This window comes from Oscillochloris sp. ZM17-4 (assembly GCF_019599295.1).
GTDB lineage: Bacteria > Chloroflexota > Chloroflexia > Chloroflexales > Chloroflexaceae > Oscillochloris.
This window is the reverse complement of record NZ_JAIEWN010000047.1, coordinates 27615-46824: the sequence shown is the minus strand read 5'-3', so window position 1 is coordinate 46824 and position 19210 is coordinate 27615. Positions and strand designations below refer to the sequence as shown.

Below are 19210 nucleotides of genomic sequence, written 5' to 3'. Positions count from 1 at the left end.
TACGGCCCGCTCAGCCCCGCGTCGCCGCCGGCCCCGCGCGCCCCCGCGCCGCCCGGCGAGATCTCTGACGCCCGCGGCGCGGACGCCGACTACCTGGCGACGCGCGTCGAGCGCGGCGTCGCGGCGGCCCTCGCCGCCGGCGAGCTCGACGCGGCGGGGGGCGAGGCGCTGCGCGCGTGGCTCGCCGAGAGCCTAGCCGGCAGCGGCCAGGGCGCATGCCTCGTCCACGGCGACCTGCGGCCCGAGCGGGTGCTGCTGCGCCGCCGCGAGCGCGGCTGGCGGGTGGCCGGCCTGGTCGGCTGGGGCTTCGCCCAGGGCTGGCGCCCCGGCTGGGACCACGCCTGCCTCATGGAGCACTTCGCCGGCGCGGACTACTTCAGCCTGCGCGTCGGCTACGGCAACGCCTACGACGAGACCACCGAGCGCCGCTACGACCAGCTGCGCGAGTTCGCCCTGCGGCCCTTCCGCATGGCCCTCTTCCTGGAGGCCGGCCGCGCCGACCTGGCCCTCGGGCTGGTCGGGCAAGGAGATGCGTCATGAGCGCTACGGTTCATCTGCTCACCGCCGAGGAGTTCTTCGCCCTGCCCGGCTCGCGCCGCCAAGAGCTTGTCTATGGAGAGATTGAAGACCTATTCAACTAGCGCGATGTGCTTGCGCGGCAGCCCGAGCCCACAGGCGTTCAGGGCGTGGTCGATAGTTGCTGTTTGCCCAGCAGCGTATAGGAGATAGAGGTTCGGCGAAGCTTTCTTTTTTGCCTGGATCGGTGGTTTCAATTCAATACCTGTATGTGCTAGCAATGAATCACGAGCGCTGGTAAGAAACGATAGGGTACCGAGTAGGTGCCATTGGTACTGGCCAGCTTTGCGGCCCGGACGTTGCATAAGACTTCCATCGCCATCGAAGTAGCCAAGTAAGAAAGGCATCTCAAAAGGTTCTGGCACTCTAGGCCATTCTAGGGTTAGACTTTTGCGAGGTGTTATACCAAGGGTAATAAGATCGTGTATCAATTCCTGGCTACCAATCGAGAGGGCGGAGGAGTTCGGCCCAGCATTGTCAGTGATCTTCGCGCAAGGGGCAATAATGTCACGGAATCGCTCAAGCCAGTGTCGATCTCGTCGCTGGAGCGCAATGCTCAACGTATGCTGCCTTCCCCCGATATACACACAGCCATCGGCAGCGATGAAGCCAAGCCAGTAGGCTTTTTCCTCACTGTCAATGACCTTGAAATAGTCGCGCCGGACTTGACAGGGGTTATTTCGCTCGCGGGTGTGGCTGATACCTAGCTCGTGGATCTTGTGCTGGATAGCTTTCCAAGTTCGCCCAAGCTTCCGCGCAATTTCCTCACGGGAGTTATTAAGATCAGGGTAGAGTTCACGGAGCAACTGCTCTTCAGCCTCAGTCCAGGCGTACGAGGAAAGTGGGCGCGGGGAGCGTCGATGTAGTCCAAAGGAGTTTGCCCGCGACTTGATCGCCATCCAACTGCGCTGAAAGCGCTGCTCTAGCTCTTCTCGGGTGACAGCCGGATCGACATAGAGACGTCGAAGATCCTGATCATCCTGTTCGCTCCAAGGTAGGCCGGGCATAAGACGCTCCATACGATAAGGGATTTCGATACCGTGTATGCAGTATAGCATAAATCGATAATTTGTGCTACTAGATCAGACAAGGTGACACCAGATGGATACCTACGAGCCGCATATTTACGAGCTCTCCTCGCCAGGCAAGCACGGCACCAACCTGCCGCGCATGGATGTGCCCGAGAGCGAGCTGCCGGCCGGGCTGCTACGCCAGGACGGCATGAACGACTTCCCCGAGCTGACCGAGCCCGAGGTGATCAGGCACTACACGCGGATCAGCCAGCGTAATGTTAGCGTAGATACGACCTTCTACCCCCTCGGCTCGTGCACAATGAAATGGTCCGGTAAGCTCCACGAGGAGGTCGCGCGCTACGCCGGCTTCGCGGCGGCGCACCCGCTGCAGGACGCGGCCGACTCGCAGGGGGCGCTGCGGCTGATGTACGAGCTGCAGGGCTACCTCGGCGAGATCTCGGGCTTCGCGGCGGTGAGCCTGCAGCCGGCGGCCGGCGCCCAGGGCGAGTTCACCGGCATCCTGGCCTTCCGGGCCTATCACCTGGACCGGGGCGACCACGACCGGCTGGAGGTGCTGGTGCCCACGGCGGCCCACGGCACCAACCCGGCCACGGCGGCCATGGCCGGGCTCAAGGTGGTCGAGGTGAAGGGGCACGCCTGCGGCGGCGTCGATATGGACGACCTGCGGGCCAAGGTCTCGCCGCGCACCGCCGGCATGATGCTGACCAACCCGAACACCCTGGGCCTCTTCGAGAACCAGATCCTGGAGATCTGCGAGATCGTCCACGCGGCGGGCGGGCTGATGTATGGCGACGGGGCCAACTTCAACGCCATCCTGGGCATCGCCAAGCCCGGCGAGCTCGGCTTCGACTTCATGCACTACAACCTGCACAAGACCTTCACCACGCCGCACGGCGGCGGCGGCCCCGGCAGCGGCGCGGTCGGGTGTACGGCGGAGCTGGCGCCCTTCCTGCCCGGCCCGCGCGTGCGCCTGGCCGACGGCGGCGGGTATGAGCTGTTCACCCCAGAGAAGAGCATCGGTCGCATGAAGGCCTTCCACGGCAACTTCGGCATGCTCGTGCGGGCCTGGACCTACATCCGCACCCTGGGCGCGGAGGGCCTGCGCGAGGTGAGCGAGATCGCGGTGCTGAACGCGAACTATGTCCGCGTGCGCCTGATGGACCTCTACCCGCAGGCGGTGGAGCGCATCTGCATGCACGAGACGGTGCTGAGGGGCCAGATCGCCGGCGCGCCCAAGGACATCCGCACCCTGGACATCGCCAAGCGCCTGATCGACTACGGGTTCCACCCGCCGACGGTCTACTTCCCGCTGATCGTGCCCGAGGCGCTGATGATCGAGCCGACCGAGACCGAGGGCAAGCGCACGCTGGACGTGTTTATCGATGCGATGCGCCAGATCGCCCGCGAGGCCGTGGAGACGCCCGAGCTGCTCCACGAGGCGCCGACGACGGCGCCGGTGCGCCGGCTCGACGAGGTGCGCGCCGCCCGCCAGCCCATCCTGCGCTACGACCGCGAGGCGATCGCGCGGGTGCGCGCCGAGTAGGGGTGAGCCGTAGGCAGAGGCTCGTGTCGCCGGGACAAAGCCGCCCCGTGCGTATCACGTTAAGCCCCCGGCTCCTTGGGATTTCTTGTTATTTTGGCCAACATGGCCAGCTTCGCTGGCCATGTTGGCCAAAATAACATCGGTTTTTAGGGTGGCAGCCCTAAGCGTGATGTGCATGGGGCGAAGCCGCCCCGTGCCGCTATCCTCAGAGCGAAAGAGAGCATGCTATGGCAGCAAGCCTACGTATCCGGGACGTGGAGCGGATCGTCGTGGACGTGCCGTTCACCGCGCGATGCCAGGAGTGGAACGCCCGCGAGGTCTGGCAGTGGCGTATCTCCGAGGTGATCAGGGTGACGACCGACGCGCCCGACATGGTGGGCTACGGGGAGACGATCCTGCACTACACCTGGGGCCGCGTGACCGACGAGGCGATCGCGCGCGTGCGCGGCGGCAACCCGGCCGACTTCCTGGGCGACGACTCGCTCGGCGCCGGGCTGCAGATGGCGCTCTACGACCTGGTCGGCAAGGCGCTCGGGGTGTCGATCTCCCGGCTGCTGAACCTGCCGCGCGTCCGCGAGTGGTGCCCGATCTCGTGGTGGAACATCGACATGCCGCCCGAGGCCAACGCCGCCGAGGCCCAGGCGGCGCTGGCGGCCGGCTACACCTCCTATAAGATCAAGGCCCGGCCCTGGTTCGATATCTACGACCAGGTCGAGGCGATCAGCCGCGTCACCCCGCCGCACTTTCGGCTCGACATCGACTGGAACCAGATGCTGATCAACCAGGGCAACGCCGCGCCGGTGCTGGCCGAGCTGGACATGCAGCCGCGGGTGGCGATCTACGAGTCGCCGATCATGCAGCGCGACATCGAGGGGCAGCGGCTGCTGCGCCAGAAGACCAGCCGGCCGCTCGCGCTGCACTTCGGCGAGCCGCCCTTCCCGAGCGTGGCCCGCGACATGGTCTGCGACGGCTTTGTGGTGAGCGGCGGCGTCGCCAGCATCCTGCGCCAGGGCGCCCTGGCGGAGGCCTTCGAGAAGCCGTTCTGGCTCCAGATGGTGGGCACCGGGCTGACGACCGCGCTCTCGGCGCAGCTTGGCGCCGCGCTGCCGCTGGCGCAGTGGCCGAGCGTCAACTGCCTGAACAACTACGCCGACGACCTGCTGGCCGCGCCGCTGACGATCATGGGCGGCTACCTGAAGGTGCCCGACGGCCCGGGGCTGGGGGTCGAGATCGACGAGCAGGCGCTGGTGAAATACCGCATGCCGGAGCCCTACGAGCACCCCCGGCCGCGCCTGATCATGTCGGTGGTCTGGCCCGGCGGCCGGGTGATGCACTACACCCAGATGCGCCCGCAGTGCTGGGACGACTTCCTGGCCGGCAACCAGCCGGCCCAGGAGCGCGGCGCCACGATGGAGGTTCACCCCGACGATGGCTCGCCGGAGTGGGCCGAGCTCTACGCGCGCGCGCTGCGCGCCCCGGTTCGCGATCAGCGCTAGCGCTGGTTTCCCCCAAAACAACACCGGCTGTAGGGAGAATACTATGAGAGTACTTGTGATCGGCGGGTCGGGCTACGTCGGCGGGCTGGTCTTACCGCACCTTGCCGCGCGGCACGCGCTGCGCGTGTTCGACATGCGCCCGCCGGCCGACCCATCGTGGGAGTATGTCGAGGGGGGCGTCGGCGACCGCGACGCGCTGGGGCGCGCAGCCGAGGGGGTTGACGCGCTGCTCTACATGGCCATGGGCGAGAAGATCTACGACACCACCTCCGGGATCACCTCCAACCTCGACGTCAACATCAAGGGCGTCTACCTGGCGCTTGAGGCCGCGCAGCGGGCGGGGGCGCGGCACGCCGTCTACACCAGCAGCATGTCGATCTACGGGGGCGACCTGCTCCAGCGCTACTTCCCGGACGAGGGGATCACGCCGGACGCCAGCGACCTGTACGGATTCACCAAGCGGCTGGGCGAGGAGGTCTGCCAGAACGCCACGCGCGCCTGGGGCATGAGCGTCAACGCCCTGCGGCTGTGCTTCCCCACGGCGGACGACGAGTGGGCCGCGCAGACGCGCCTCGGCACGCCGACGATCGCCACCGCCGCCAGCGATGTGGCGCGGGCGCTGCTGGCGGCCCTTGACTATCGCGGCGGGTTCCAGGCCTTTATGATCAGCGGCGACTACGAGCAGCGGCTTATGCGTATGGCCAAGGCCCAGCGGCTGCTGGGCTGGGCGCCGCTGGCGCGGCCGACTCAGTAACTAGAGAGGGGTGCCCACGATGCAGCTACTCTTCGACGAGCTGAACCGCGCGGAGCTGCGCGCGCTGGCCCCAGGCGCGCTGGTCGTCCTGCCGGTCGGAGCCACCGAGCAGCACGGCCCGCACCTGCCGGTCGGCACCGACCGCATGATCGTCGAGCACATCGCGCGGGCCGCCGCCGCAGAGGCGGCCGCGACGATCCCGGTGCTGGTCGCGCCGACCCTGCCGTTCGGCAGCTCGCACCACCACGTGCCCTTCGGCGGCACGCTGTCGCTCGGCACCGAGACCTACTACCGCGCGCTGATCGACCTCGCCGAGACGCTGATCGCCAGCGGCTTTCGGCAGATCTTCATCCTGAACGGCCACGGCGGCAACAACGAGCTGATCCAGCTTGTGGCGCGCGACCTGGCGCTCAAGCACGACGCGAGCCTGGCCGCCGCCCCATACTGGACGATCGCATGGGATGCGCTGGTCGCCGAGGGCGCGCATATCGCGGCCGGGCTGCCGGGGCACGCCGGCACCTTCGAGACCTCGCTGGTGCTGGCGCTGCGGCCAGATCTGGTGCGCGAGCCGCGCCCGCACCGCGACGGGCAGGCCGACAGCGACCCGCGCGGCGGGTCGCCCTACCGCGCCGAGCGGCACGGCTCCTGGCAGCAGATCGAGGGCTACACAGACAGCCCCGACCAGGCCGACGCCCCGCGCGGCCAGCGCTATCTGGCGGCGATCATCCGCGAGGTGGCGCGCGCGCTGCGCGAGTTCCACCAGCCCGCCCCGCCTGACGCATAGCGCACATCATCGCCGCGCCATGCGGTACAATATGCAGGCACCCGAGCGGCGCACCGTGGCGCCCAACTCTCCATGAGGGGTGCGGAGCAAAAATATGAGCCTGTACCGTAGCCACCACGTGGCGGCACGCTTTGTGCCCAGCCTCTTCCAGGCCTTCGTGCGCCTCTATGTGCGCCCGCGAGTCGAGGGAGCCGACACGCTCCCCACCGAGGGCTCCTTCATCATCGCGGCCAACCACACCAGCCACGCCGACACCGCCGTGATCTTCACCGCCCTCCCGCGCCACGCCCGGCGGCGCTTCGTGGCCGCCGCCGCCCAGGACTACTTCTTCCAGGGCGGGCCGTGGCAGTTCTTCTCGCGCATCCTCTTCAACGCCATCCCCGTGGCCCGCGACCGTCGCGGCGGCCAGGACCCGCTCCGCCACGCCTCGCGCGCCCTGCGCGAGGGCTACGCCCTGCTGCTCTACCCCGAGGGCACGCGCAGCAAAAATGGCTCGATCGGCCCCTTCCGCGGCGGGATCGGCCGCCTGATCGCCGAGTTCCCCGGCACGCCGGTGATCCCGACCTATGTCAGCGGGACGGCGCGGGTGATGCCGAAGGGCAAGGTGGTTCCGCGGCCCTACCGGGTGACGGTGCGCTTCGGCGAGCCGATGCTCGTCAAGGCCCACCCGAAGCACCGCGCCACCTGGCAGTCGGCCGCCGACGAGGTGCGCGACGCCGTGCTTCATCTCGGGGGGCTTGTCAGCGTCGCCGGGCCAACCCCGGCCGACGCCCCCGAGGAGGGCACCGAGGAGACGGGCGAGCAGTAACCAGAAGGAGTCACGATGTACACCGAGCGCGCCCGCGAGACGCTCTACGAGTGGGTGAGGACCGAGAGCCTGCGCAAGCACTGCGAGGCGGTGGCCGCCTGCATGGGCCACTTCGCCCAGAAGTCCGACGCCGACGCCGACCTGTGGATGGCCGTCGGCCTGCTGCACGACCTCGACTACGAGCGACACCCGGACATGCCCGGCGAGGGGCCGGAGATCGTCGCCGTCTCGCAGGCGCTGATCTCCGGCGACCCGCTGCCCGACCCGCTGCCCGGCCACCCCTTCGTCGGCGTGGCCCACCTGCGCGGGCAGGGCTGGTCGACGGAGGTGCTGCGGGCCATCCTCAGCCACGCCGACTACAGCGGCATCCTGCCCGAGTCGCCGATGGAGCGCACGCTCTACGCGGTGGATGAGCTGAGCGGCTTTGTGACCGCCGTGGCCCTGGTGCGCCCCGACAAAAGTGTGCACACCGTCGAGGTCTCCTCGGTGCGCAAGAAGCTGAAGGACAAGGGCTTCGCCGCCAAGGTCGACCGCGCGGGGATCGCCCACGGCGCCGAGGTGATCGGCATGCCCATGGAGGCGCTGATCGCCGAGGTGATCGCCGCCCTGCGCGGATCGGCCGAGCGGCTGGGCATCGCGGGTGCGGGGTAAGGGCGCAGCAGCGCGGCGCTGCTGCGCCCTTAGAGGAGATCGCTCGTATGTCCCTGGATTCGCACATCTGGCCGGACACGGCCGAGGTCATCGGCGGGCGGCTGCACATCGGCGGCTGCGACACGACGGCGCTGGCCGAGACGCACGGCACGCCGCTCTACCTGCTCGATGAGGCGACGCTGCGCGGCGCGATGCGCGCGTATACGGCGGCGCTGGCCCGACACTACCCCGGCCCCGCGCGCGTCCACTACGCCAGCAAGGCCCTGCTGAACACCGCCGTGGCCCAGATCGTGGCCGAGGAGGGCCTGGGCCTGGATGTGGTCTCGGGGGCCGAGCTGCTGGTCGCCCGCCGGGCCGGCCTGCCCATGGGCCAGGTGCATATGCACGGCAACGCCAAGGGCGAGGCCGAGCTGCGCCGGGCGGTCGAGTGGGGCGTCGGCGCGATCGTGGTGGACAGCCTGGATGAGCTGGACCGCCTGGCGGCGCTGACCCACGGGCGCGAGCGCCCCCAGGGCGTGCTGCTACGGGTGGCCCCAAACATCGACACCCACACCCACGCCCACATCGCCACCGGCGGTGCGGCCTCCAAGTTCGGCCTGCCCCTGGAGGCGCTCGGCGCGGCGGCGGCCCGCGCCCTCGACGCATCTGGCCTGCGCCTGCTCGGCCTGCACGCCCACATCGGATCGCAGCTCACCCGCGCCGAGGAGTTCCGCGCGGCGGTGGGGGTGCTGGCCCGCGAGATGACCCGCCTGCGCGATGATCTCGGCGTCGAGCTGGAGGAGCTGAGCCCCGGCGGCGGCCTGGGCGTGCCCTACACCGCCGATATGCCACCCACCGACATCGACGCCTACGCGGCGGCCCTCGGCGCGGCGACCCGCGAGGCCTGCGCGGCCCACGGCCTGCGCCCGCCCCTGCTCACCGTCGAGCCGGGCCGCTCGATCGTCGCCCGCGCCGGGGTGGCACTCTACCGCGTGCTGGCGCGCAAGCTCGGCCCCGACGGCGCGCCGCTCTACCTGCACGTGGACGGCGGCATGGCCGACAATATCCGCCCGGCGCTCTACGGCGCGCAGTACACCTCGCTGCTGGCCAGCCGCGCCGACGCGCCCGCCGGCCCGCCGGTGGACGTGGCCGGGCGCTACTGCGAGTCGGGCGATGTGCTGCTGCGCCAGGCGCCCCTGCCGCCCGCCGGCCCCGGCGACCTGATCGCCGTGGCGGTGGCCGGGGCCTACACCCTGAGCATGGCCAGCACCTACAACATGGCCCCCCGCCCGGCCCTGCTCCTCGTCGGCGACGGCGCGGCCCGGCTCATCCAGCGCCGTGAGACCGAGGACGACCTGCTGGCGCGGGATCTTTTTCTATAAACGTTCTCGGTGGTTACACGAGCGCCTCGCGCACGGCGCGCAGCTTGCGGGCCGCGCTGTTGATGTAGCCGTTATTCATGGCGTCGAGCAGGGGCAGGGCCTGGTCGATAAATTGCACCGCCATTGCTGTTTTGCCCTGGGTGAGCGCAAGAGTCGCCTGGCTCAGATGAAATGCCGCTGTGTTTCGGGCAAACTCATCGACATTGCGCGCGATCGCCACCCGCTGCTGGAGCTTCGGCAGCTCCTTGAGCGTGTCGAGCTGCGCATCGCCACCATCATCATCCGGCTGGCCACCGTGATAGGTCTTGATAATGTCGCCCTGTGCCACATCGCCTCGGAAGGTCACGCTGCCGATCTGGGCGCTGCCGAAGTCGATCACCTTGCGGTTGTCGGCAACCTGGATCTGGATCGTCCGTACCGCTGTCGCGGCAGGTGGCTCCTGCTGGATCTGGCTCTCCTCGCCGCCGTCTGCGCCGCTGTGCAGGGCCACGGGGAAGGGGCCGACCCCATCGATGAGGCTGAGCACCGGATCCTGTCGGTCGCCCCGGCTCGCCGAGAGCTTGCTCACCTGTGCGTAGATCCGGCCATACAGCTCGAAGAGGCCGATGTAGCCGCTGCGCGGGCTGACCCCCACGCCGCGCAGGCCGTCGATCAGCGCCTGGCCGAATGCGCTGTGGGGCTCGTCGGGATGGAAGTAGGAGCGCTGGTCGGATCGGCTGGCGGTGATCAGGGCGCGGCCCTTGCCGCTGGTAAGCAGCGCGTCCCCCCCGCTGTTGGGTATCACCGTTCCAGCGGGCTCCTCGCGCAGGCCGCCCCGGCTGGCCAGGGCGCTGGTGTAGCCGGCGAAGCAGGCGTTGATCACCAGAAGCAGCCGCTCGGCGCGGATCTGCCTCAGGGCGTTGGCCAGATCGCGGATGTTGAGCCCGGTGCCGACGCGGATCAGCTTGCCGTCGATGAATTGCGCGTCGCTGGTGGCCAGGGTGTAGAGGTCACGCTCGTTCAGCGCGCCGTGGCTGGTGATGGCGATGAAGACCGTGTCCTCGGGGCCGGAGCGCGCCGCCAGCCGACCGAGCGCCTGGATCGTGGCCGCGCCGCTGGCCCCCACCCCGCACAGCAGCTCCACCTGTGTGGTCGGGTAGCCCCCCACAGCGGGATCGGTCAGCGCCGCGTGCAGATCGCGCGCGTCGCGCTCGGCGATCGGCACATTCCACTGCGGGTCGCTGTACTCGCCCACGCCGATCACCAGCCCGTACCCGTGCGCAAACGATCCCATCGCTGTCCCTCCCAGCTATAAAAAACAGGGCGCGGCGACATTATACGTCGCCGCGCCCCAACTCCCAACCCCCAACCCCCAACCCCCAACCCCTACAGGAACGCCCCGATCCCGGTGATCGCGCGGCCGACGATCAGCGTGTTCATCTCGTGGGTGCCCTCGTAGGAGTAGAGCGCCTCGGCGTCGGCGAAGAAGCGGGCCACGTTGTACTCCAGCAGGATGCCGTTGCCGCCCAGGACGTTGCGGGCCAGAGCCACCGTCTCGCGCATCTTCTCGCCGCAGAATGCCTTGGCCAGCGATGCCCGCTCCTGGGAGATCTTGCCGTCGCGGGCGTGGAGCTGGCTCATGCGCAGGCAGAGCGTCTGCATGGCGGTGATGTTGCCGAGCATCTGGACCAGGCTGCTCTGCACGAGCTGGAATCCGGCGATCGGCTGGCCGAACTGGATGCGGTGGTTGGCGTATGTTAGTGCGTGCTCGTAGGCGCCCATGGCCGTGCCGGTCATCGCCCAGGCCACCGCGCCGCGGGCCAGGCCCAGCTGGCGGGCCACGTCGCGGAAGCTGCCGGCGTTCTGGAGCCGGTTGGCCTCGGGCACCCGGCAGTTTGTCAGGGTGATGTTGGCGTTCTGCACGACGCGCAGGGCGATCTTGCCCTCCAGCTTCTCGACGACGTAGCCCGGCGTGCCGCGCTCCACCAGGAAGCCCTTCACCTGGTTGTCGCCCAGGTCGCGCGCCCAGACCACGTTCAGGTCGGCGAAGGGCGCGTTGCCGCTCCACTTCTTGGCCCCGTTCAGCACCCAGCTGTCGCCCTCGCGGCGGGCGGTGGTGGTCAGCCCGGCGGCGGTGGCCGAGCCGACATCCGGCTCAGTGAGCGACCAGGAGCCGAGCAGCTCGAATCGCTCCATCTTCGGCAGCCACTGGGCCCTCTGCTCGGCAGAGCCGAACATCGCGATCGAGCCCATCGCCAGGCCCCAGTGAACCCCGAAGAACGTGTAGATCGACGGGTCAACCCGGGCCAACTCCATGAAGGCCATGCCCGCAAGCACCGGCCCGAGGTTGTCGATCGCGTAGGGCTGGCGGCCCCAGGTCTCCTTGATCAGGTGGGCGAAGCTGGGCACAAGCTCGTGGGGGAACTCGCCGCGCTCCCAGTAGTCGCCGATCACCGGGCGCACCCGCTCCTCCATGTAGCTGCGGATGGTGGTCAGGGTCGCCCGCTCGTCGGCGCTGAGCAGGTCGCGGATGTCATAGAAGTCGCTATTGACCGGCGGGATGCCTTTGGGCCGGCGCTTGAGGGCGATCCGCTTGAGGGCGAGGCCGAGATCCTGAGGGCTGACCCCGCTGAGGGAGCGCAGCATCTGCGGGAGGTGGACCTGCTGAAAGAGCCGGCTGATGCCGGCAAAAGGCATAGTGACGGGGGCCATCGCGTTCCTCCGTTCCGCTCGTTGGCCGACAACGCCAGTGTTATCGGCGGCATAACGCATTGCGTTATACTTATGTTATAGCACGGCGGAGAAACGCTTGTCAATGAGACAGATACTCATCTTCGCACTCTCCCTCATCGACGATGCGGTAGCCGACGCCGCGCACGCTGTGGATCAGCCGGCGCGCGCCTGATGGGCTCTCTAGTTTCTGTCGCAGATGGTGGATGCGGCCCCGCGTCAGATCGCGGGCCTCTTGCTCAGAGCAGGTGTAGCGCAACACCTCGCGGGCGATCTCTTGGGAAGAGACGACAATGCCGCGCCGGTGGGCGAGGTAGAGTAGCAGCGAGAAATCGCCGCTGGTGAGCAGGATCGCCTGCCCGTTATAGGTCACGCGGTGGCGGCGGGGGTCAATCCGCAGGGGGCAGATCTGGAGGATGTGCTCCTCGGCCCGCTTGGGGTGGTAGCCGTGATGGTAGGGCTGGGCTCGCTCGGCTATCTTCTGTCGCTGGGCCAAGACCTCCGCGACATTCCGCACCATATCATCACGCGAGACGGGCTTGAGCAGGTAGCGATTCGCCTGCTGGTTAACTGCGGCAATCGCCGAGGCCATGCTGCCCTCGCCAGTCACGATGATCACAGAGATCTGATTATCGATCTCTCTTGCCCTCGCCATGAGCTGAAGGCCATTGATGCTGGGCAGGCACAACTCAGTGATCAGAAGGTCAAATCGCTCCCGCGTGAGCAGATCAATTGCCTCCTCACCACTCCCAACTATGAGAACAGTGTATCCGGCTTTCTGAAGCTGTACCTGGAGTGCCATCCTGATAATTTTATCATCATCAACGACCAGAATGCGCTGCTGATTCATAGCTATCCTTGCATGGCAAATCTGACCAGTACAATAGATAGGTTATAGAATATCAGCCGAACTTACTACGTGCAATAGTTTGTTGCCGGAATACAACTCGGTTGTAGCTTCTTGGCATCGGCTCCCGGCCCGTACGAGGTGATCATGATAGGCAGGCCGAGATCGGCGCTCAAGACACGCAGCAGGTCATCTGGCCCGCCGAGGGGATTCAGCAGCGGGCGACAGCCAGCGAGGGCGGCGGTGATCCGCTCCTGGTAGGCGAGATCCTGCGGGCTGGGCGCGGGGATGATCCGCTCGATCACGAGCGGGCCGATCTGGTAGCCCCGGCAGATCGGAATCTCGGGCAGCGCGGCGACCCGGTCGAGGCAGGTGACGGCGAGCCCATCGAGCGGGCCGACGACATCCAGGGCGTAGCGCAGCAGCAGCATATCGAGCCAGCCGGCGCGGAAGCCCTGCTGCCAGGCGTGCGCGCCGTTGCGGGCGTCGGGCAGGGCGGCGGTGAGGGCGGCGTCCTCGCTGGGCATCGGGCCGGCGCCGTGGCGGGTGGCGTAGGCGCGGGTGATGCCGAGCCTGGTGACAGCTCCGCCGTAGCTGGCCTCGGCCAGTAGGGCGTCGGCGTTCTGGAGCGTGGTGGTGCTCCATGTGGTGTGCGGGTGGAAGCCGCGCCACTCATCGAGCAGGACGCCCTGGGCGCCCTCGAAGACCACGGCCCCCGGCCGGCTCAGGATGGCGCGCAGATGATCGCCGGGGACAAGCCTGGCCCTGGCGGCAAACTCGGCGTAGGCGTCGAGCAGCCAGCCGGCCCACTCTGGGTCGGTCAGCAGCTCCAGCTCGACGGCGGCATGATCGCTCGCGGGCAGATGGGGGCGCAGGGCGGCCAGCTTGGCCATGTTTAGATCGCGCAGGGCGGCCAGCTTAGCGTAGAGCCGCTTCTGGTCGGTCAGGTCGCCGGCGCGCAGGGCCAGATCCGGGCGGGCCAGCGAGTCGGCCACCGTCTCGCCGACGCCGATCCCGCAGCTGCCGTGGCGCCCATCGCCCCTGGACAGCTCGCGCAGGCGGTTGATCGCCCGCCCAAAGGGGGTGATCACGAGCGCTGCGGCGTCGATGGTGGTTGTGGCGAAGGCGTCGGCCACGCCGATGGCCCGCAGGTGCTCCTCCTCGGCGAGCATGGCCAGCGGATCGAGGATCATGTGGCGCGAGAGGTGGGTGCCCGCACCGGCCAGGGTGCCTGCGCCAAACTGGGCGAAGACGTGCTCCTGCGGCGATGGGCCGGGCGTCACCACGCGGTGGCCGGCCTGGGCGCCGCCGTTGTAGCGCACTACGGTGTGGGCGTCATACGCTCGCGTCAGGAAATCGACCACCGAGCCCTTGCCGGCGTCGCCGAAGCCCAGATCAACGGTGAGAAATGCGTGGTTCATATGCCTCCGTATGGTTATGCGCGACGCGGGCGACGCGGGCGATGTGGGTGTCGCGTAGGGCGGCGCGGGCGATGCGGATCATAGCCGCCCGTCATCCCCGGCCGACGCGGCGGGCGGCAGGAGGCCGATCGCCGACCGCACAACCGGCGGGCGAGCGGCGGCGTAGGGCGTCAGGGCGGCGGCCGCCGTGGCCGCCGCGCCCCGGTCGCACCCGGCGGCCACCAGGTCCACCGCGCCGACGTTCAGGTCGTCCACGGTGCCCTCGCAGATGCCGATGGTGAGGGCGATCGTCTCGCAGACGGCGGCCTCGTCGTCGAGCATGAGCACCCGCTCGCCGAGCAGCTCGCGCCAGTGGGCCTGGATGGCCGGGTCGCGACCGTGGCTGGTGTTGGTGGGCACGATGTGGAAGTGCTCGTAGCGCTCATGCAGCTCGGCGATCACCTGCGTCAGCGGCATATCGCGCTCCAGCCCGTCGCCGATATACTCCTGGGCGATCTTGCGGCCGACCTTGGCGTAGGGCTTCTCGTCGCCGATGGTGAACAGGTAGCCCTTGTGGCCGCGCTTCTCGTAGCAGTCGATGCTGGTGTGGCGGGCCATGAAGTACATGGCCAGCTCGTAGCTCTCGTAGACCTGGCCGCCGCCGCCGCCCTCAATGTAGATCTTGCCCAGGTCCTCGTCCATCTCCAGGCCGGACTCGAACTGGCCGATCTGGAGCGGCACCCGGTCGCAGGTGGCGTCGCCGACGGCGCCGAAGAGCACCTGCGGGTGGGCCACATAGCCGCGCTGGATGAGCACGCGCATCAGCGCGCCTAGCTTGGTCTGCATGACCCGTGGCACGCTGCCCATCGAGCCGGTCACGTCGAAGATCACGGCGATGGCCAGCGAGTCGGGGTGGACGTCGCTGTCGCGGCTCTCGCGGGTCACGCCGCGAGGGTCCATCTGCGCGTGGACCTTAACGGCGCCGGTGCTGCGGACGTGGCTGTCGTAGGTGAAGGCGGTGGTCTTGGTCGCCTTGCGGTGGCTCTGGCGCGCCTGGTAGGCGGCGTCGCTCCAGTCTGAGTGGCCCATGGTGTGGTTCTCCTGTTGGGGCGCAGCAGCGCGCCACGTATGACTTGGATTCTCTGAACACAGTGGGGCGCGCTGCTGCGCCCGTACGATCATTGGCCGGGGGCGGACGAGGGCATGCGGAAGGGGCGGAAGGCCGGCGGGCCGTAGAGCTCGCCGAGGATCTCGCGGAAATCCTCCAGGATCTGCCAGGCGTCGCTGTGGCGGCGGGCGGGCGACGGGATGAGGCAGGCGCGCAGGAGGGCCTGGATGGGCCTGGGCGCGCTGGCTGGCGGCTCGCCGTCGCCGCCGCCGAGCAGGCGCGCCATGAGGCGGGCGGCCATAAAGAGGTCGGTGGCAGGCGTGGCCGCCTGCTTGTCCGCGACCTCCGGCGGGTAGTCGGCGGCGTGGGGCCGGCAGATCGCCTTGATCGGCTCGCCGATGGGCACGCTGTAGCACCAGTCGATCAGGATGCCGTTGTGGTCGGACGGGCGGATCAGCAGGTGCGCGGGCAGCACCGCGCCGTGGACGATTCCCATACCGTGGGCGGTGCCGAGGGCGGCCAGGGTGCGGTTGAACATCCAGGCGGCGTCGGCGGGGTGCAGGCCGCGCGGGTAGGCCCGCAGCACCTCGGCCAGCGAGTAGGTGCCTTCCTCATGCCGCAGCACGTTGATCTGGCGCTGGCCGCCGGCTGCGTCGCGCATGGTGAAGGCCTCGACGAAGGTCGGGAAGTGGGCGCGCACCGGCTGGCCGGCCAGCTCCCTGTCGATCCGACGCAGGGAGCGCGCCTCGGCCTGGAGCAGGTCGGCGCTGTGCGGGCTGCGCGCCACCTTCAGCAGGGCCGGCTCGCCGGCGCAGCGGGCCGGGTAGAGGTCGCACAGGTCGCCGGCGATCGGGTCGGCGTAGCCCACGTAGGTGCGGCCGCCGCTGGAGACTCGGATGCGCTCGATCTGGCCGTAGGCCCCGTCGGCCAGCTTGCGCAGGGCCGCCTCGTACCAGCCCTGGAGCTGGCGGAAGGCCTCGTTGGCGGCGGCCCACTGGCCTGGGTTGTGGTCGGGGTGGGCGGCGACGGCCATGGCCCGGTACTGCCGGCGCAGCCCCTCCGCGGGGTCGGCGCCCAGGGCGCCGAAGACATCCTCGGGCTCGCTGGCCCGCAGCAGCAGCTGGATGAGGTCGTTGAGGATGCCTGCCATCGCCGTGTCGTCCTTCCGTGGGTATATAGTATCAATATAACACTAAGTATAGTGCATGAATGACAATAAGTCAAGAGGGAATATTGAGCAACTAGGGTATACTGGGGGTTGGGGGTTGGGGGTTGGTGTCGAGCCATCATTTGCAATCTGCAATCTGCAATCTGCAATCTGCAATCTGCAATCTGCAATCTGCAATGGAGCAAGCTATGCGACAGCTGGTAAACCCGGCCAAGGCCCTGCGCACGCTGCGCAAGGGGCCGGCCATCCTGGAGGCCCTGCTCGCCGGCGTGACCCAGGAGCAGGCGATGAGCCTGAGCGACGGCGGCGACGGATGGAGCGTGCTCTACATCGTCTGCCACATGCGCGATGTGGAGGCGATCTTCGCCCAACGCGCCCGCGACCTGCTGGATCACCCGAGCCCGACCTTCCAGGTGACGCCAAACGAGGAGCTGATCGCGCGGGGCAACTATGTCGCCCAGGATCTGCGCGCCGCCCTGGCCTCATACAAGGCCCAGCGCGCCGCCTTCATCGCCATGCTGGAGCCGCTCTCCGATGGGCAGTGGCTGCTGGCCGGCACGCACCCCGAGCAGGGGCCGGCGACCCTGCTCGACGTGGCGATCAACAGCGGCCTGCACGATGTCGATCATCAGGAGCAGATCATCCGCTGTCTGGCGCCGATCAGGGGCGCGTGAGCTGTCTGCGAGGGCGGCATCATCCTCAGGGATGCGGCGCTGTGCTACCGTAGGGCCATCAACCGTGCTGCTGAATATGGAGGTGCGCTGATGGCTACCATCACCCTGCTCGACACGCCCCCGCCGCCGGACCGTGTGGTCGCTCGGATCGGGCTGATCGCCGATACCCATATGCCCGACCGCCTGCCGGATCTGCCCGAGGCGATCGGCGTGGCCCTCGGTGACGTGGACCTGATCCTGCACGCCGGCGACGTGGGCGAGCTGCGCGTCATCGACGCCCTGAGCGCGCTCGCCCCGGTGATCGCCGTCCACGGCAACGATGACACGCTCGAGTCGCAGCGCGAGCTGCCCTACCAGCAGATTATCAGCGCGGGCGGGCTGCGCCTGCTGCTCACCCACGCCCACTACCCCGACCGCGCCGACGAGCTGGCCTCGCGCCAGGATGACTCGTGGGTGCCCAAGCTAGACCGCCGCGCCGCGATGGCCCGCCGCGCCGGCGCGCAGATCGTCGTCTTCGGCCACACGCACGTGCCGATGACGGTGCCCTGGGGCGGGGTGCTGCTGATCAACCCCGGCGCGGTCGCGCCCGGCACCCACTTCGCCCGCGCGCTGATCGCCTCGGTGGCCCGCCTGACCATCCGCGCCGACGGGGCGGTGTGCGTGGAGCATATCGACCTGGCCGACCCGCGCACGACCTTCGCGCCGCCCGTCGACCTGGAGGCCGGCTTCCGCGCGGCGATCGCCCAGGTGCAGGCCTCGATCCTGGCCGCCGACATGGCCCCGCTGGCGCCGGGCGTGGCGAACCTCTTCCGGCCCGGCGGCCTGGGGCGCGCGGACGCCGACACGGTGCGGGATGTGCTGCGCCGGCTGGCCTACCCCTGCTGGGCCGGCGAGCGCGACCTGATCGCCCGCGCCGACCTGGAGGCCGCCATGCGCCGCGACCTCCCCGCCGACCTCTGGCGACGGACGATAGAGATTATCGGTATGTCGTAGGGGTGTACAGGAGAAACACCAATGAAGGTCTTCCAGCTCGATGGCGGCTGGTCCGCCGACCACCTGATGATCGCCGAGCGGCCGACGCCCGTGCCGGGGCCGGGCCAGGCCCTGCTGCGCATGCGCGCCGCCGCGCTCAACTACCGCGACATGGTCGTGCTCCAGCGCGGCTATGGCGCGCAGACCGGCACGCTCCCGCTGATCCCGCTCTCCGACGGGGTGGGCGAGGTGGTCGCCCTCGGCCCGGGCGTCTCCCGCGTGAAGGTGGGCGAGCGGGTCTGCCCGACCTTCTTCCAGCGCTGGGCGGGCGGCCCGCCGAACGCCGACCGGCTGGCCTCCTCGCTGGGCGGCCCGCTCGACGGAGTGATGGCCGAGTATATGGCCGTGGACGCCGAGGGGCTCGCCCACGTGCCGGATCACCTGAGCGACGCCGAGGCGGCCACGCTGCCCTGCGCCGCCCTAACCGCGTGGAGCGCCCTAGTGACGGAGGGCCGCGTCCAGCCCGGCGAGCGCGTGCTCATCCAGGGCACCGGCGGGGTCTCGCTGTTCGCCCTGCAGTTCGCCAAGCTGATCGGGGCCTTCGCCATCGTCACCTCCAGCAGCGGCGAGAAGCTGGAGCGCGCCCGCGCCCTGGGCGCCGACGCGACCCTGAGCTACCGCGAGACGCCCGAGTGGGGCCGCAGCGTGCGCGAGATCGCTGGGGGGGACGGGGTCGACCATATCGTCGAGGTGGGCGGCCAGGCGACGCTGCCCCAGTCGCTGCGGGCCATCCGGCCGGGCGGGACGATCAGCATGATCGGGGTGCTCTCGGGCTCGTCGATGGACGCGCGCCTGGGGCTGGTGGTGACGCGCCAGGTGCGGCTGCAGGGGATCACCGTGGGCAGCCGCGACGGCTTTGAGGCTATGGCCCGCGCGATCGGGCAGCACCAGCTGCGCCCGGTGGTGGATCGGGTCTTCGCCTTCGAGGAGCTGCCGCAGGCGTTCGCCCACCTGACGAGCGGAGCCCACTTTGGCAAGGTGTGCATTGGCTTTTGAACCACTGTAGGGACGCAGCGCGCTGCGTCCCTACAGCAGCTCGACCTGCGCCCGCCCGGCGCTGATCTCGGCCAGGTCGGCCACGCAGCGGGCGTGGTCGGCGGCGGGCAGGGAGGTGGCGATACACACGTCGGCGGCGAACTCCTCGTCGTCGATGGCGGCGCCGTGGGACTCCAGCGCGCGCCGGATGGCCGCGTAGTCGCTGTAGCTCATCCGCACAAGCATGCTGCGCAGCTCCACGTGCTCGCCGCGCGGCAGCACCTCAAGCA

General features: G+C 69.0%; 19 protein-coding genes. 11 read left to right on the top strand and 8 right to left on the bottom strand.

Features of this window, described 5'->3' with window-relative positions:
- Positions 1–540, top strand: a 540-nt coding sequence (locus K2Z83_RS23450) for a phosphotransferase (protein WP_220597603.1), incomplete at its 5' end; no start/stop codon positions are given.
- 89 nt (positions 541–629) lie between these two features.
- Here K2Z83_RS23450 and K2Z83_RS23445 read toward each other — a convergent pair.
- Positions 630–1583, bottom strand: a complete 954-nt coding sequence (locus K2Z83_RS23445) for a hypothetical protein (protein WP_220597602.1) — start codon at positions 1581–1583, stop codon at positions 630–632.
- A 94-nt stretch (positions 1584–1677) separates the two neighbouring features.
- Between K2Z83_RS23445 and gcvPB the strand changes: the two genes are divergently transcribed.
- From gcvPB to lysA, 7 genes are all read left to right on the top strand, one after another.
- Complete coding sequence (gene gcvPB / locus K2Z83_RS23440; RefSeq protein ID WP_220597601.1) at positions 1678–3153, top strand: aminomethyl-transferring glycine dehydrogenase subunit GcvPB; 1476 nt, start codon at positions 1678–1680, stop codon at positions 3151–3153.
- 227 nt (positions 3154–3380) lie between these two features.
- Complete coding sequence (locus K2Z83_RS23435) at positions 3381–4649, top strand: mandelate racemase/muconate lactonizing enzyme family protein (protein WP_220597600.1); 1269 nt, start codon at positions 3381–3383, stop codon at positions 4647–4649.
- 43 nt (positions 4650–4692) lie between these two features.
- Positions 4693–5403: an NAD(P)-dependent oxidoreductase gene (locus tag K2Z83_RS23430; RefSeq protein ID WP_220597599.1), complete on the top strand. Its 711-nt coding sequence runs from the start codon at positions 4693–4695 to the stop codon at positions 5401–5403.
- A gap of 19 nt (positions 5404–5422) precedes the next feature.
- Positions 5423–6187: a creatininase family protein gene (locus K2Z83_RS23425; RefSeq protein WP_220597598.1), complete on the top strand. Its 765-nt coding sequence runs from the start codon at positions 5423–5425 to the stop codon at positions 6185–6187.
- Between the two features lie 94 nt (positions 6188–6281).
- Positions 6282–6995 (top strand): lysophospholipid acyltransferase family protein, encoded by a 714-nt coding sequence (locus tag K2Z83_RS23420; protein ID WP_220597597.1) that lies wholly within the window; start codon positions 6282–6284, stop codon positions 6993–6995.
- Between the two features lie 15 nt (positions 6996–7010).
- Entirely contained in the window at positions 7011–7646 is a 636-nt protein-coding gene (locus tag K2Z83_RS23415) for an HDIG domain-containing metalloprotein (RefSeq protein ID WP_220597596.1), read from the top strand.
- Between the two features lie 47 nt (positions 7647–7693).
- Entirely contained in the window at positions 7694–9007 is a 1314-nt protein-coding gene (lysA, locus tag K2Z83_RS23410) for a diaminopimelate decarboxylase (RefSeq protein WP_220597595.1), read from the top strand.
- Between the two features lie 13 nt (positions 9008–9020).
- On the opposite strand, the gene K2Z83_RS23405 is transcribed toward lysA, so the two are convergent.
- The 6 genes from K2Z83_RS23405 to K2Z83_RS23380 all read right to left on the bottom strand — a co-directional run bounded on the left by K2Z83_RS23405 (position 9021) and on the right by K2Z83_RS23380 (position 16221).
- Entirely contained in the window at positions 9021–10280 is a 1260-nt protein-coding gene (locus K2Z83_RS23405) for a caspase family protein (RefSeq protein WP_220597594.1), read from the bottom strand.
- 92 nt (positions 10281–10372) lie between these two features.
- Positions 10373–11698 (bottom strand): acyl-CoA dehydrogenase family protein, encoded by a 1326-nt coding sequence (locus K2Z83_RS23400; protein ID WP_220597593.1) that lies wholly within the window; start codon positions 11696–11698, stop codon positions 10373–10375.
- Positions 11699–11798: 100 nt separating this feature from the next.
- Positions 11799–12566, bottom strand: coding sequence for a response regulator transcription factor (locus K2Z83_RS23395; protein ID WP_220597592.1), 768 nt, complete (start codon positions 12564–12566; stop codon positions 11799–11801).
- Between the two features lie 65 nt (positions 12567–12631).
- The gene (locus tag K2Z83_RS23390; RefSeq protein ID WP_220597591.1) at positions 12632–13984 is read right to left on the bottom strand and encodes an adenylosuccinate synthetase; all 1353 of its coding nucleotides are present in this window, start codon (positions 13982–13984) and stop codon (positions 12632–12634) included.
- Positions 13985–14062: 78 nt separating this feature from the next.
- Positions 14063–15052 carry a hypothetical protein gene (locus K2Z83_RS23385; protein ID WP_220597590.1) on the bottom strand — a complete coding sequence of 330 codons (990 nt, stop codon included), beginning with the start codon at positions 15050–15052 and terminating at the stop codon, positions 14063–14065.
- Between the two features lie 89 nt (positions 15053–15141).
- Positions 15142–16221: a hypothetical protein gene (locus K2Z83_RS23380; protein ID WP_220597589.1), complete on the bottom strand. Its 1080-nt coding sequence runs from the start codon at positions 16219–16221 to the stop codon at positions 15142–15144.
- Between the two features lie 125 nt (positions 16222–16346).
- Here K2Z83_RS23380 and K2Z83_RS23375 point away from each other — a divergent pair, with 125 nt between their 5' ends.
- From K2Z83_RS23375 to K2Z83_RS23365, 3 genes are all read left to right on the top strand, one after another.
- Positions 16347–16913 (top strand): DinB family protein, encoded by a 567-nt coding sequence (locus K2Z83_RS23375; protein ID WP_220597588.1) that lies wholly within the window; start codon positions 16347–16349, stop codon positions 16911–16913.
- Positions 16914–17003: 90 nt separating this feature from the next.
- The gene (locus tag K2Z83_RS23370) at positions 17004–17906 is read left to right on the top strand and encodes a metallophosphoesterase (RefSeq protein WP_220597587.1); all 903 of its coding nucleotides are present in this window, start codon (positions 17004–17006) and stop codon (positions 17904–17906) included.
- Positions 17907–17927: 21 nt separating this feature from the next.
- Positions 17928–18941, top strand: coding sequence for an NAD(P)-dependent alcohol dehydrogenase (locus K2Z83_RS23365; protein ID WP_220597586.1), 1014 nt, complete (start codon positions 17928–17930; stop codon positions 18939–18941).
- A 30-nt stretch (positions 18942–18971) separates the two neighbouring features.
- Here K2Z83_RS23365 and K2Z83_RS23360 read toward each other — a convergent pair.
- On the bottom strand, positions 18972–19210 hold a 239-nt coding region (locus K2Z83_RS23360; protein ID WP_220597585.1), incomplete at its 5' end, for a DUF1949 domain-containing protein.

Coding starts and splice junctions, on each gene's coding strand:
- K2Z83_RS23415 (WP_220597596.1), top strand. CDS start 7,011: ATGTACACCGAGCGCGCCCGCGAGACGCTCTACGAGTGGGTGAGGACC.
- gcvPB (WP_220597601.1), top strand. CDS start 1,678: ATGGATACCTACGAGCCGCATATTTACGAGCTCTCCTCGCCAGGCAAG.
- K2Z83_RS23425 (WP_220597598.1), top strand. CDS start 5,423: ATGCAGCTACTCTTCGACGAGCTGAACCGCGCGGAGCTGCGCGCGCTG.
- lysA (WP_220597595.1), top strand. CDS start 7,694: ATGTCCCTGGATTCGCACATCTGGCCGGACACGGCCGAGGTCATCGGC.
- K2Z83_RS23420 (WP_220597597.1), top strand. CDS start 6,282: ATGAGCCTGTACCGTAGCCACCACGTGGCGGCACGCTTTGTGCCCAGC.
- K2Z83_RS23445 (WP_220597602.1), bottom strand. CDS start 1,583: ATGCCCGGCCTACCTTGGAGCGAACAGGATGATCAGGATCTTCGACGT.
- K2Z83_RS23390 (WP_220597591.1), bottom strand. CDS start 13,984: ATGAACCACGCATTTCTCACCGTTGATCTGGGCTTCGGCGACGCCGGC.
- K2Z83_RS23370 (WP_220597587.1), top strand. CDS start 17,004: ATGGCTACCATCACCCTGCTCGACACGCCCCCGCCGCCGGACCGTGTG.
- K2Z83_RS23365 (WP_220597586.1), top strand. CDS start 17,928: ATGAAGGTCTTCCAGCTCGATGGCGGCTGGTCCGCCGACCACCTGATG.
- K2Z83_RS23435 (WP_220597600.1), top strand. CDS start 3,381: ATGGCAGCAAGCCTACGTATCCGGGACGTGGAGCGGATCGTCGTGGAC.
- K2Z83_RS23395 (WP_220597592.1), bottom strand. CDS start 12,566: ATGAATCAGCAGCGCATTCTGGTCGTTGATGATGATAAAATTATCAGG.
- K2Z83_RS23385 (WP_220597590.1), bottom strand. CDS start 15,052: ATGGGCCACTCAGACTGGAGCGACGCCGCCTACCAGGCGCGCCAGAGC.
- K2Z83_RS23430 (WP_220597599.1), top strand. CDS start 4,693: ATGAGAGTACTTGTGATCGGCGGGTCGGGCTACGTCGGCGGGCTGGTC.
- K2Z83_RS23405 (WP_220597594.1), bottom strand. CDS start 10,280: ATGGGATCGTTTGCGCACGGGTACGGGCTGGTGATCGGCGTGGGCGAG.
- K2Z83_RS23380 (WP_220597589.1), bottom strand. CDS start 16,221: ATGGCAGGCATCCTCAACGACCTCATCCAGCTGCTGCTGCGGGCCAGC.
- K2Z83_RS23400 (WP_220597593.1), bottom strand. CDS start 11,698: ATGGCCCCCGTCACTATGCCTTTTGCCGGCATCAGCCGGCTCTTTCAG.